Annotated in this window: 12 protein-coding genes; 5 read left to right on the top strand and 7 right to left on the bottom strand. The window is 67.7% G+C overall.

Annotated features, from left to right (window positions below):
* Entirely contained in the window at positions 1-1,428 is a 1,428-nt protein-coding gene (locus ENSA7_RS22740) for a DUF6986 family protein (RefSeq protein WP_106091430.1), read from the top strand.
* Between the two features lie 29 nt (positions 1,429-1,457).
* Here ENSA7_RS22740 and ENSA7_RS22735 read toward each other — a convergent pair whose 3' ends face one another.
* The 4 genes from ENSA7_RS22735 to ENSA7_RS44045 form a co-directional block, all read right to left on the bottom strand.
* The gene (locus ENSA7_RS22735; RefSeq protein ID WP_146158023.1) at positions 1,458-2,234 is read right to left on the bottom strand and encodes a hypothetical protein; all 777 of its coding nucleotides are present in this window, start codon (positions 2,232-2,234) and stop codon (positions 1,458-1,460) included.
* 434 nt (positions 2,235-2,668) lie between these two features.
* Positions 2,669-3,181, bottom strand: a complete 513-nt coding sequence (locus tag ENSA7_RS22730) for a hypothetical protein (RefSeq protein WP_146158022.1) — start codon at positions 3,179-3,181, stop codon at positions 2,669-2,671.
* A 29-nt stretch (positions 3,182-3,210) separates the two neighbouring features.
* On the bottom strand, positions 3,211-3,756 hold the full coding sequence (locus ENSA7_RS22725; RefSeq protein WP_146158021.1) for a hypothetical protein: 546 nt from the start codon (positions 3,754-3,756) through the stop codon (positions 3,211-3,213).
* Between the two features lie 57 nt (positions 3,757-3,813).
* Complete coding sequence (locus ENSA7_RS44045; RefSeq protein ID WP_181234012.1) at positions 3,814-3,957, bottom strand: hypothetical protein; 144 nt, start codon at positions 3,955-3,957, stop codon at positions 3,814-3,816.
* A 43-nt stretch (positions 3,958-4,000) separates the two neighbouring features.
* Here ENSA7_RS44045 and ENSA7_RS22720 point away from each other — a divergent pair, with 43 nt between their 5' ends.
* Complete coding sequence (locus ENSA7_RS22720) at positions 4,001-4,261, top strand: hypothetical protein (protein ID WP_106091426.1); 261 nt, start codon at positions 4,001-4,003, stop codon at positions 4,259-4,261.
* 209 nt (positions 4,262-4,470) lie between these two features.
* Complete coding sequence (locus ENSA7_RS22715) at positions 4,471-5,778, top strand: DUF4215 domain-containing protein (protein WP_106091425.1); 1,308 nt, start codon at positions 4,471-4,473, stop codon at positions 5,776-5,778.
* A 135-nt stretch (positions 5,779-5,913) separates the two neighbouring features.
* Here the strand turns inward: ENSA7_RS22715 and ENSA7_RS22710 are convergent, their stop codons facing one another.
* The 3 genes from ENSA7_RS22710 to ENSA7_RS22700 are packed head-to-tail and all read right to left on the bottom strand — an operon-like array spanning position 5,914 to position 9,379.
* On the bottom strand, positions 5,914-6,543 hold the full coding sequence (locus ENSA7_RS22710; RefSeq protein ID WP_146158020.1) for a hypothetical protein: 630 nt from the start codon (positions 6,541-6,543) through the stop codon (positions 5,914-5,916).
* Positions 6,540-7,979 (bottom strand): HAMP domain-containing sensor histidine kinase, encoded by a 1,440-nt coding sequence (locus tag ENSA7_RS22705; protein WP_106091423.1) that lies wholly within the window; start codon positions 7,977-7,979, stop codon positions 6,540-6,542. The genes ENSA7_RS22710 and ENSA7_RS22705 overlap by 4 nt, the downstream gene beginning before the upstream one ends.
* Positions 7,976-9,379: a sigma-54-dependent transcriptional regulator gene (locus ENSA7_RS22700; protein WP_146158019.1), complete on the bottom strand. Its 1,404-nt coding sequence runs from the start codon at positions 9,377-9,379 to the stop codon at positions 7,976-7,978. Before ENSA7_RS22700 ends, ENSA7_RS22705 begins: the two co-directional genes overlap by 4 nt.
* 225 nt (positions 9,380-9,604) lie before the next feature.
* Here ENSA7_RS22700 and ENSA7_RS22695 point away from each other — a divergent pair, with 225 nt between their 5' ends.
* Both ENSA7_RS22695 and ENSA7_RS22690 read left to right on the top strand, forming a co-directional pair.
* Positions 9,605-11,038, top strand: coding sequence for a glycosyltransferase family 2 protein (locus ENSA7_RS22695; RefSeq protein ID WP_106091421.1), 1,434 nt, complete (start codon positions 9,605-9,607; stop codon positions 11,036-11,038).
* A 5-nt stretch (positions 11,039-11,043) separates the two neighbouring features.
* Positions 11,044-12,348, top strand: a complete 1,305-nt coding sequence (locus ENSA7_RS22690) for a nucleotide sugar dehydrogenase (protein ID WP_106091479.1) — start codon at positions 11,044-11,046, stop codon at positions 12,346-12,348.
* Positions 12,349-12,357: the final 9 nt, after the last annotated feature.

The raw sequence follows: 12,357 nt of genomic DNA, 5'->3' as shown, positions 1-12,357 counted from the left end.
ATGATCAACTACCAAAGCGACCTCGCCAGCGAGCTCACCACCACCTTGTCCGCGCTCGGGGCCGCCAGCGATCGCTTCGCCGCGCGCCACCCGGGCGAGCAGCCCACGCGCCAGCCCGTGCACGTGGTCTACGGCGGCGCGCACCTGTTCTCGCGCAACTCGGCCGCCAAGCTGGGCGAGCTGGCGCTGCGCAGCCTCGATAATTTCGCGCCCGATCCGTTCACCTTCGCGCGCGCGCTGGGCCTGCCCGGCGCCGGCGAGCTGACCCGTGACGAGTCCGCCGCCAAGTCGCTGTACATCACGGATCCCGACGCCCTGCGCCGCGACGACCCCAACACCTGGCTGGCGATCGCCGTCTACGATCGCGTGCGCGGCAAGCTCGAGACCGAGCCGGTCGAGGACTTCCGGCTCGACTTCGAGGACGGCTACGGCAACCGCCCCGACGACGAAGAAGACGCCACGGCCGTCGGCGCCGCGCAGGAGGTCGCCGCGGGCATGGTCGACGGCACGCTCCCGCCGTTTTGCGGGATCCGGATCAAGCCGCTCGAGGGCGCGCTGCTGGCCCGCTCGCTGCGGACCCTCGATCTGTTCGTCACCACGGTCGCGCGCGCCAACGGAGCCCTGCCCGACAACTTCGTGGTCACGCTGCCCAAGATCTCCGTGCCCGAGCAGGTCACGACCCTGGTCCGCGCGTTCGAGCTGCTCGAGCGCCGCCACAGCCTCGCGCCGGGCAGCTTGAAGCTCGAGCTGATGATCGAGCTGGCCCATGGCCTGTTCGACGAGCGCGGCCAGCTGCTGCTCCCGCAGCTGCTGACCGCCGCCGAGGGTCGCTGCGTCGCCGCCCACTTTGGCACCTACGACTTCACCGCCAGCTACGGGGTCACGGCCGCGCACCAGCGCATGGATCACCCGGCCTGCGACTTCGCGCTGGATCTCATGAAGGCCGCGTTCGCCGAGACCGGCGTGTTCTTGTCGGACGGAGCCACCAACGTCATGCCCGTGCCGCTCCACCGCGGCGGTGATCTCACCTCCGAGCAGACCCGTGAGAACCGGGCGGCCGTGCACGCGGCCTGGCGACTGTGCCATCGGCACGTGCGTCGCTCGCTGACGCGCGGCTACTACCAGGGGTGGGATCTGCACCCAGCGCAGCTGCCGATCCGCTACGCGGCCTGCTACGCGTTCTTCCTCGAGGGCTTCGAGCCGGCGGCCAAGCGCCTGCGCAACTTCATCGAGCAGGCCGCCAAGGCCACGCTGGTCGGCGACGTGTTCGACGACGCGGCGACCGGTCAGGGGTTGCTCAACTACTTCTTGCGCGCGCTCGGATGTGGGGCTGTGTCGCTGGAGGAGATCGCGGTCACGGGGCTGACCCAGGAGGAGCTGCGCATGCGATCGTTCGTGCAGATCCTCGCCGGGCGGCGAACGGACTAGCGGCGCGACTTCGAGGGCCGGCTCCGGGTTTAGCCTGAGCAGTCGGCGGCGTCTCGCAGGCGTGTCCACATCGCGTCGTTGACCTCCGCGGCGTACCACCAAGCATCCGCATTGGGCTCGACCAACCGTCGAAAGTCTGACGAGGGCATCGTGCAACTCGTGCGCTCACCCGCGCGCTCGTGGGTCAGCGTCACCGAGCAGATCGTCGGCTCGTGTTGCAGTGTGAGCGTCTCGCCGTGGGCGCTCGCGCTGGGCGAAGGCAGTGGCTCCCCGACCCAGCCACTGAGCTCCTTCGCTGCAAAGTCGAGTTCGCGCAGCAGCAGACGCCAGTCGGTCCGCGAGCGCCACGTCTGCAACTTCGTCCCGTCGTCGGACAGGAGGCTGACGAATAGGTCCGAATTGGAGTCGGAGGGCTCGGGGACGAGCAGGCGGCGCAGCTCGCTCGGACACGCGCCCGCGAGCCGTCCCTCCCAGTCGAGATCGCCGTGTCCATAGCGCAGCTCGTTCACTTGCTCGTCTGGCCCGCAAGGCATGTAGCTCGCGAACGAGTAGCGAAGATCCACGGAGTCGGCCTGGATGCAGCCGCTGACCGTCACGTGGGCCGCCCAGTTGCAAATTTCTGGGCCCAGCCACTGCACGACCTCGAAGCAGCTCGGCGGGGCGGGCTCGCGGGATTGCTCGGCGCTCGGGCAAGCTACGAGGGCGAACACGAGCGCGAACGCAAACGCGAACGCTGCAGCTTGGAGGGCGCGCCCGGTCGCCAGGCTGGCGGACCGCAAGGTCAGGCTGAGGTCGACCAACAGCACGAAGCCCCGACTGTAGAGTGCAACGGTCCCGACACACAAGCAGCACGATGTCGGGTTGTCAGCGTCCCCCACCAGGCGGCAGCGGCAGGCCACCGCCCTGGGCCGGCCATCGGCTGACCCTCGTAACAATCAGCACCGCCAGTGGTGCGGCACCGAGCAGCGCGACATGCCGCACCGCGCACGACATCCATAGCAGTGTCCAGCCTACAATGTGACGACTGTTCGACACAAACCAACAGCCCTACCCACGGTGCGAGCTGAAGCGGTTTCACGCGTTTCCCGTTCGTATCCCGAAGTCAAACCAGTCCGCGATGCTAACCAACAGCGCCGTGGCCTGACAACGTCAAGAGGAGCACCCTGCGAGCCTGTGTCTATTCCGGGGAGGCATCTCCCGTCCCAGCCCGAACCTCACATGGCGAGCTGGCTTGCCGCGCTCAGTCCGATTCGTCGTCAGGATACCGCTCAATCCGGATCCCATCACAGTAGAGAAGGCGACGACATGTGTCACCATCTACACTAACGGTGCAAGAGGCCCGCGCTACCCCTCCGAGGATCAGCCGCTCCTGCAGATTGCTGGCATGCCAACCATTCGAGATGAAGAGGTTTGCCGTGATCTCCCCTCGGTCGTTTCGATTCGGCACCATCGTGTCGTCGCTGATGGCACCTGGCACCATCCAGTCCACAAACCCCTGGTCCTCGAGCGTGGAGCAGCCGCCCGCAGTAAAGCGTACATCTGTGCCTTCACCCGTTAGGAAACAGTCGCCCGAACCCACGGCGACAGTTCCTTTGCCGAGTTCATCGGAGACCGCTTCATGGAAGCCGTCACAGTCGAGCACTTCGATTCCGTAGAGCAGGATGGTGTCCCCCCCCACTTCGACCCGCCCGCACTCACCGGGCACCGCGTCTTTGTATCGTTGGTTCGTGCACGCCATGAGCGCAGCGAGCACGGCTACAACCCAGGAGGTGGAACGCACGGCTAGTGCCCCCCTGCCCAATAGTTGGCCCAAGAGTCCAGGGTGTTGGTCGGAAACAGGAACCCACGGGGCTCGGGGTCTATCTGATCCAGTGCGTGATGAGCCGCCGCTGCACCATAGAGGATCCCCGCCACGGGAAGATAGAGGCCACCCAACCAAAATGCCTGATCCTGATGGCCTTCTTCGTGCAGCAAAGTCGAAATCTCGCCCAATAGCCATTTATACGGCTGCGGCGCAGCCATGTCGCACGTCGTCCCGGCGATGACAAACTGCCCCATCGTCCACGCACCATTTCCGTCTCCATGGACACTCCAACCTCCCTGAACGACCCAGACATCCTCCTCTGAGGAGACCGTGCCGCGGCCCGCTGTGTCGCCGCGGGTCCCCCCCTGTGAGGTCAGCACCAAGCCATTGTACGTGATCGTCGAACTGACGTTGATGCTCTGGCCGACGCTGCTGTCGAGCGTCCGCGACACTGTTCCTGCCGTGTCGCCTCCGCTCCATTTTTCGGACGTCAGCACCGAACCATTGTACATGAATTCGTCCACCCAAGACCAAGCCATCCTCCGATCGCTGACGCGACCCGAGCAGCTCGAAATGCGTTCCTAGAGCACACGCTCGAGCCCGAGCAGCGCGAGCAAAGCGAGCGCTGGGTCAGGCAAGGTCGGCTCCGTCTGGCTCGAGCAGCCGCACCCGCCGGTCGCGGCCGTCAGCGCTTGCTCGACCTCGGGGGGCGCCGAGCGAGCCACCGACCGTCGCCTTCTCCTGGCGGATCACGGCACCCGAAACCCCATGCTCTTCGTCGACAGGCTCGGCGACCGACTCGCGAACTCGTTCTTCGCGCGACCGTTGAGATCGGGGTTGGTCGGAGTCGTCACGTTGGACTGGTTCGGCACCTGGCAGCGAGTGTCCGACGTGAACCAGGAGATCCTGCTTGCCGCCACTGATGGGATTCGGGGCGTTGATCAGCTTGAGCCGGACCGGCATGGGGTGGCGGTGGCTCCAGACAAGTCCCGCGAGAACCCGGCCGCTGTGAGCTGGACGGTCACCTGACCGCACCGTCGCAATACCCATGGTCGCAGCGAGCCCGTGGGGGCTTGCGACCACGGATAGCGCGATTTGCTAGAACTCCGACCGACAGTAGGGGTGTCGGATCGACCGTCGCCAATCGCAGCTCTGCCTAATGTTGGTTATCGCTCGCCGCACTGCGGGGACGCACAAAATCATTCGGCAAGATCACCTCAGTTGCGTAGGGTGGGCGGATGACACAGAAGCTTCCGCTCACGCTCGTCTCTTGTTCGATTTTCTTGCTCGCATGCACCGATGACGCTCCCGGTGCCACGACGACCTTCACGACCCAGGCAACCGAGACCGGCGACGGCGACGGCGATCCCACGGGCGACGGCGACGGCGATCCCACGGGCGATGGCGACGGCGATCCCACGGGCGACGGCGACGGCGACCCCGGCGACGGCGACGGCGACCCCACCGCTGGCGGCACCTGTGGCGATGGCGTCGTCGAGGGCGACGAGCAGTGTGACGACGGCAACCCCAACGACAACGACGGGTGTACCTCCGCCTGCCTCGAAAACGTGTGCGGCGACGGCTTGATCAACGAGGGCGTCGAAGAGTGCGACGACGGCAACCCCAGCGAGGGTGACGACTGCACGAACGCGTGCACGACCGCGGTCTGCGGCGACGGCATCGTCCACGAGGGCGTCGAGATGTGCGACGACGGCAACGACGACGACACCGACGGCTGCAACACCAACTGCATGGCAGGGTCGTGTGGCGACGGCATGATCCAAGGCAACGAGGCCTGTGACGACGGCAACGACGACAACACCGACGACTGCGCGGGCTGTCAGGTCGCGAGCTGCGGCGACGGCTACGTCCACGCCGGGGTCGAGGCCTGCGACGACGCCAACGACGTGAACACCGACGACTGCACCGACACCTGCGCGGCGGCCAGCTGCGGCGACGGCTACATCCAAGAGGGCGTCGAGGAGTGCGACGACGCCAACGACGTCGACAGCGACGCCTGCCCGACCTCGTGCACCGACGCCGTGTGCGGCGACGGCTTCGTCTACGACGGCCAGGAGACCTGCGACGACGGCAACAACAACCCAATGGACGGCTGCGACGCGATGTGTGAGCTCGAGGTCAACCCCCAGTGCCTCCAGGCCTACAACGAGTTCGACTCGGCCCAGCGAATCGAGAGCTTCAACGACAACGGCGTGACCGTGCGCTGCGATCGCAACGGCGCAGGCAACCTCGCGCCCGACTGGGCCGGCCCGGGCTGGTACCGCTACATCGGCGCGGCCGGTAGCCAGATGGCGACCGCGGCGCCCGGCGACTATTCGTGTGGCACCCACGCCGCCGGGTGGCTCGACGATCCGCATCCGACGGTCGATCAGGGTATCGTCCAGGCGACCGTCTGCTTCGACTGGTCACCCGGCGACTGCTGGCAGACCTGGGAGATCGACGTCGTCAACTGTGGCGACTTCTATCTGTACAACCTGCCCGACACCCTGTCCTGCTCGTACCGCTACTGCGGCTCGAACGGTTAGCGCTCGAGCGCTCTCACAGCTGTGCGGGACCCGGGCGACCGGGTCCCTGCTCGCTATTTTAATCATGGGTGGATCATGGATGCCCCGCCCTCGCGCACGGCCACGCGAGGTGGACTGTGTATTGCGGCTCATGACTCATGGCTCGCGCTGCATGTCGACCTGCTTCAGCGCGGCGAGTTCTTCCTCGAGCGCCACGATCCGGCTCTCGGCCAGCTTCGCGCCCGCCTGCGCGGCGTCCAGCTGGGCGCGCAGCTGGTCCCGCTCTCGCTCGACGGCCGCCAGCTTGGCGTCGCGCTGCTCGCCGTTGGCCTCGACCTCGGCGAGCTCGTGCTCGAGCGTGCTGATCTGCCCCTCGAGCTCGCGCAGCTCGAGGGTGAGCTCGAGCAGCGCCGATTGCAGTGCATCCACGCGGAACAGCTTGCTCGCGTAGGCTCCGGCGATCTGCCCCCACACGCAGTCGGCGTAGTCGAGCTCGAGCGCGCGCAGCTCGAGTTCGCCGCGCGCTCGCTCGATCCGACGATCCTGCGCGAGCCAGCTCATCGCTCGAAAGAACCGGGCGTGGGCCACGGTTTCCCTGCGCCCGGGGTGTTCGTCGATGATCGCCGTGGCCAGCAGCACGACCTCGCCGTGGCGCCCCTCGGTGTACAGCTGCTCGAGCGTCGGCTCAGCGGCCGCGGGGGCGAGCACGGGGGTAGGCGGCGGATGGCAAGCCCCGGCCACCAGGATCAGCACCAGCCCCAACAAAGCTGCGGCCCCCACCCTCATCGAACACCTCCGTCGATCGGCAGGGCCACGTGCACCGCCGCGCCCCCGAGCGGGCTGTCGCCGACTGCGATCGCGCCGACGTGCGCCTCGACGATCTCCCGGCACAGCGCGAGGCCAAGCCCGACGCCGCCGTCCGACGATCGCCCCTGGCGGCGAAAGAACTTCTCGAACACCCGCCGACGATCAGCGTGCGGAATGCCAGGCCCCGAGTCGACCACGCTCAGCAGCGCGTGCTCGGGCAGCTCGCTGCGTGGGTCGAGCTCGGCCGGGAGCGCAGCGGTCGGGCAGCGTCGAACCCAGACCTCGATCTCTCCGCCGGACGGCGTGTACTTGAGGCCGTTCTCGATCAGGTTCTGGATCACCTGAATCGTTCGATCGCGATCGCACGCCAGGGTGATCGACGCGTCGACAGCCTGCACGCGAACCCCGATCGATCGCTCGCTGGCCCACGCCTCGAGCTCGTGCACGGCCACGCTCGCGAGCTCGACGAGATCATGCTCGCTGAAGTCATAGCGAATCCCCGTCCGCAGCCGGTGGAGGTCGAGCAGCTCGGAGATCATCGCGGACAGCCGCTGGGCCGCCTGGGTGTTGAGCGTGAGCATGGTTCGCTGCTTGCTCGTCAGCGGCCCTGGGACCTCGTCGAGCAGCAGCAGGTTGGTCTCGAGCATCGCAACGATCGGCGTGCGCAGCTCGTGCGAGACGCTGGCGATGAAGTCGGCCTTGATCTGCTCGAGCTGCTCGAGGCTCTTGACCATCCGATTGAACGCCCGCGCCGCCAGGCCGAGCTCATCGTCGCCGCTGGCGTCGAGCTGGACCGAGAACTCGCCCTGCGACACCGCGCGGGTCCCCACGATGAACTGATCCAGGCGGGCGCGCAGCGAGTGGATCGCCAGGATGATCAACACCAAGCTGAGGATGATCGCCGACGCCGGGACCCACACCGCGGTGACGCCGGTCTGCTCGCGCAGGGTCAGGGCCACGGACGCCTCGAGGTCAGCGCGCTCGCGGGCGCTGCGTTGCACGTCGCGGGCGAGCTCGACGAGGGCCTCGGGCTCGAGCGCCGCCGACGACGTGGGACCCCGGGCCACGAAGCTCGACCAGGCGCCCTGCAGCCGCTCGAGCGCGCGCCGCTCGGACCCCGAGAGATCGGCGCCCGCGAGCCGCTCGAGCTCGGCGCCAATGCTGGCCGCGACCTCCTCGATCTTGTGGGCATAGCCGACGTCTTGGCTGATCGCGTACTTGTGGCGGTACTCGCCGAGGGTCTCGAGTCGGGTGATGACCTCGGCCCCGACCCGGGCGTCGACCAATCGCCGGGTCGTGAGCCGCTCATTGCTGCGCGCGAGTTCGTGAATGCGATCGACGCTGAACGCGACAACGCCCAGCAGCGGGAGCACGGCCAGGGCCACGCTGATCCCAAACCGCGTCGAGAGTCTCATGGGGATGAGCCCTCACTGTCGAAGGTCTTGAGCTTGTTGCGGACGGTCTTGACGTCGAGCCCCAGCCGCCGCGCCGCCTCGGCCTTGTTGTTGCCCGTGATCTTGAGGGTCTCGAGGATCACGATCCGCTCGGCCTCGGCCGCGGTCACGCCGTGTGGCAGCACGATCCCACGAGGCACCTCGACGCCGAGGTCGAGCCCCGAGCCGTCGAGGTCGAGCTGCGCGGCGCGGATCATCCCCTGATCGGCGCGGGTAAACGCCCGCTCGATCACGTTGCGAAGCTCGCGGATGTTGCCGGGCCAGTCGTGGCCGTGCAGCAGCGCGAGCGCGTCGGGCTCGATCGTCGGCGCTGGGGCGGCGTAGCGCTCGGCGCAGTCCCGGAGGAAGTGAGCCGCGAGCGCTGGCAGATCCTCCTTGCGCTCGCGCAGCGGCGGCACGTCGATCCGCAGCACGTCGAGCCGATACAGCAGATCTTGGCGCATGTGGCCGAGCTCGACGGCGGCCGCGGGATCGCGGTTGGTCGCCGCGATCAAGCGCACGTCACAGCGGATCTGGGCGCGCGCGCCGACCCGCCGGATGTTGCCGTCCTCGAGCACGCGCAGCAGCTTGGCTTGCAGGGCGATCGGCATCTCGGTGATCTCGTCGAGGAACAGCGTGCCGCCGTTGGCGTGCTCGAACAGGCCCATGCGCGCGCTCGTGGCTCCCGTGAAGGCCCCGCGCTCGACCCCGAACAGCTCCCCCTCGGCGAGCGCCTCGGGGATCGCCGCTGCGTTGACCGGGACAAACGGCCCGGGCGCCCGCGCGCCGCTGAGCTGGTGCAGGCTGCGGGCGACCAGCTCCTTGCCCGAGCCGCTCTCGCCCACGATCAGCACGGGCGCGTCACTCGACGCCGCCGACCGGACCCGGGCCTGCATGCGCAGCAGCGCGTGGCTGGTGCCGACCATGCCGTCCATGCCAGCCATGCCAGCCACGTTCACCTCGCGCTGGTCCGCGTCGCTCGAGAGCTTCGCCTGCAGGCGGCCCTCCATGTCCGTGATGAAGCGATGCAGCGCGACGTAGTCGAGCGGCTTGGTCAAGAAGTCGGTGGCGCCACCCTTGATCGCCTGGACGGCCATGTCGATGGTTCCATATGCCGTGATCATCAGGATCGTCCGGTCGCGACGATCACCGCGCAAGTGCTCGAGCAGCGCGAGCCCGGTCGCGTCGGGCAGCACCAGATCCGAGATCACCAAGTGCGGGTCGAAGCTCCCCGTCAGCACCCGCGCTGCGTGCACGGACTCGGCGGTGCGCACGGGAAAGCCCCAACGCTCGATTCGCGCTTGCAGGACCTCGCGCATCGCGGGCTCGTCGTCGACCACGAGCACGCGACACAGGCGCCTTGGGATGCGTGGCTCCGTCAAATCGGGCGGAGCATACGGGCCCCCGAGACTTCGTCCACTGTGGTGAGACGTGGCGAAAACGCAGGGGAAAAATTCCCCGCTTTGGCGACGCTACAAATTCGTCGAGCGGGACGAATGCCCTGTTGAAGCGCAGGCAATTGCGCCGCCGCCCCCGCCGAAGCGAAACAACTGGTTGATATTGCAGGGACATTCAGCTCGGTACATGCATTGCTCAGGCGGGGGCGAATGTCACCTCGCTCGCCGATCCCTCACGACTTTGGCCTTGTCACCGACGCTCACGAGCCACGAATTCGCCGTGTCTGCGGCAAGACTGCGACCGCGCGCGTGGGGATGTTGGCGCCGATCCTCGTGATCGCGCTCGCGTGTCAGACGGCGCTGTTGTGGCTTGGTGCGCAAGCGATGGCCGGTGCGCAGACCTGGCCGCTGCTCCTGGTGATCGGCCAGGTCACCGCGATCGCGGCCACCGCCGTGCTGCTGTGGCGGGTGTTGCTCGTCGCCCGCTATCGTCCAGCATCGAGTGTCAGCGACGCGGAGCTCCCGACCGTGACCGTGCTGGTGCCAGCCTACAATGAGGGCGCGCAGGTCCGCGGCTCGCTCGTGTCACTGGTCTGTAGCGACTATCCACGTGAGAAGCTCCAGATCATCGCAATCGACGACGGCAGCCGCGACGACACCTGGACATGGATGAAGCGCGCCGCGGCCCAGCTCGGCGATGTAATTGAGCTGGTCCACTGTCCGGTCAATCGCGGCAAGCGCCACGCACTCTATGAAGGGTTCGTGCGCGCCCGCGGCGACGTCGTCGTGACCGTCGACAGCGACTCCGAGGTGTTGTCTGACACCCTGCGCAATCTGGTCAGTCCGCTGGTCGTCGATCCGCGGGTCGGGGCGGTCGCCGGCAACGTCCGGGTGCTCAACCGCGACGCCGGGTCGATCGCCCGGATGCTCGAGGTCAGCTTCAACCACGCGTTCGAGTTCATGCGCGCGAGCGAGAGCGAGGTAGCCGCCGTGATGTGTTGCCCGGGTGCGCTCTCGGCTTATCGCCGGGTGCTGATCGATCAATTCCGCGAGCAGTGGATCACCCAGACCTTCCTTGGTGCGCCCGCGGCGATCGGCGAGGACCGAGCGATGACCAATCACGTGCTGCGCCGCGGGCACCACGTCCGGTTTCAGGCTAACGCGATCGTGCTGACCGAGGTCCCGACCACGACCGCGCAGCTGGCTCGGATGCTGCTCCGCTGGGCCCGCAGCAACGTGCGTGAGAGCCTGGTGATGGCCGGGTTCGCGTTCCGGCGGTTTCGCGCGGGCGGCCAGGCCGGTCCACGGGTGAACCTGTCGCTGTCGCTGCTCGCCATGGTCGCCGGGACGCTGGCGTTCATCCCCACACTGCTCGTGATCGTGCTGGCGCCCACTTCGATCGTGTGGATGCTGGGTGCGGCCCTGATCGCGGCCGCGCTGCCTGCAGCGGTGTTCACGATCACACGCTCACATCGCGGCGCCCAGTGGGCGTTTGCGTATGCGCTGTACTCGGTGGTCTGCCTGTCGTGGATCACCCCCTTCGCGCTGATCTCGGCGCACCGGTCGGGCTGGCTGACGCGCCAGCGCCCCAAGTCGCCCACGCCTGAAGTTGGCCCGACCCAGCCGAGCACCGCGCTGTCGTGATCCCCATGCGAGAAGCCTCCAACAAACCGCAGTCACCAACCGTCGCCGTCGTCGGCCTTGGGTACGTCGGCCTGCCGCTCGCGCTCGCGCTCGGGCGCCACGGTCGGGTCATTGGATTCGACATCGACGAGCGCCGGATCGCCGCCTATCGCGAGGCCCGCGATCCCAGCTGCGAGCTGAGCGAGCGGGCGTTCGCGGGCACGGAGGTCGAGTTCACGACCGAGCCGACGCGTCTGAGCGCCGCGCAGATCGTGATCATCGCGGTCCCGACCCCGCTCGACGACACCCGGCGGCCCGATCTCTCGGTGCTGCTGGCCGCGACCGAGCTGGTCGGCGCGCACATGCGACCGGGCAGCGTGATCGTGTTCGAGTCGACGGTCTACCCGGGCGCGACCGAGGACGTCTGCGCCCCCGCGCTCGCGCAGGCCTCTGGGTTGGTGTCGGGGGTGGACTTCAAGCTCGCCTACTCGCCCGAGCGCATCAACCCCGGGGACCTCGAGCACTCGCTCGAGACGGTGGTCAAGGTCGTCGCCGCGCAGGACCCCGAGACCCTGGAGATCGTCGACGCGATGTATCGCAAGGTCGTCCGCGCCGGGACCTATCGCGCCCCCAGCATTCGCGTGGCCGAGGCCGCCAAGGTGCTGGAGAACACCCAGCGTGATCTCAACATTGCCTTGATGAACGAGCTCGCGCTGATCTTCGCGCGAGCCGGGATCGAGACCCACGCGGTGATCGACGCGGCCGCGAGCAAGTGGAACTTCGCCGACTATCGCCCGGGGTTGGTCGGCGGACACTGCATTGGCGTGGACCCCTACTATCTGACCCACATGGCCGAGAAGCTGGGCTATCACCCCGACGTGATCCTGGCCGGTCGGCGCGTCAACGACTCGATGGGGCACTTTGTCGGTCAGATCACCGTCAAGCGATTGATCGCCGCGGGCAAGAACGTGGCCCAGGCCCGGGTCGTGTTGCTGGGCGTGACCTTCAAGCCGGACGTGGCGGATCTACGTAATAGCCGGGTCCGCGAGGTCGCCCGCGAATTGGCCGATCACGGGGTCGAGGTGGTCCTGTGTGATCCGCTCGCGGATCCACTCGAGGTCGAGCGCGAGTATGGGCTGAGCCTGACCCCGCTCGCCCAGGTTCGCAACGTGGACGGGATTGTGGCCACGGTTGGTCATCGCGAGCACCGGGGGTTGGCGCTGAGCAGCCTGCGCGAGCTGTGCCGGGCCGCGCCCACGCTGGTCGACGTGCAGGCGATCTACCCGCGCGCGGCCGCCGAGCAGGCGGGGTTCTCCTACTGGCGACTGTGACCTGCGCAC

Origin of the sequence: Enhygromyxa salina, assembly GCF_002994635.1 — a bacterium.
GTDB lineage: Bacteria > Myxococcota_A > Polyangia > Nannocystales > Nannocystaceae > Plesiocystis > Plesiocystis salina_B.
Note: the sequence above shows the minus strand (reverse complement) of the source record. Positions and strands in the feature narration are given on the sequence as shown.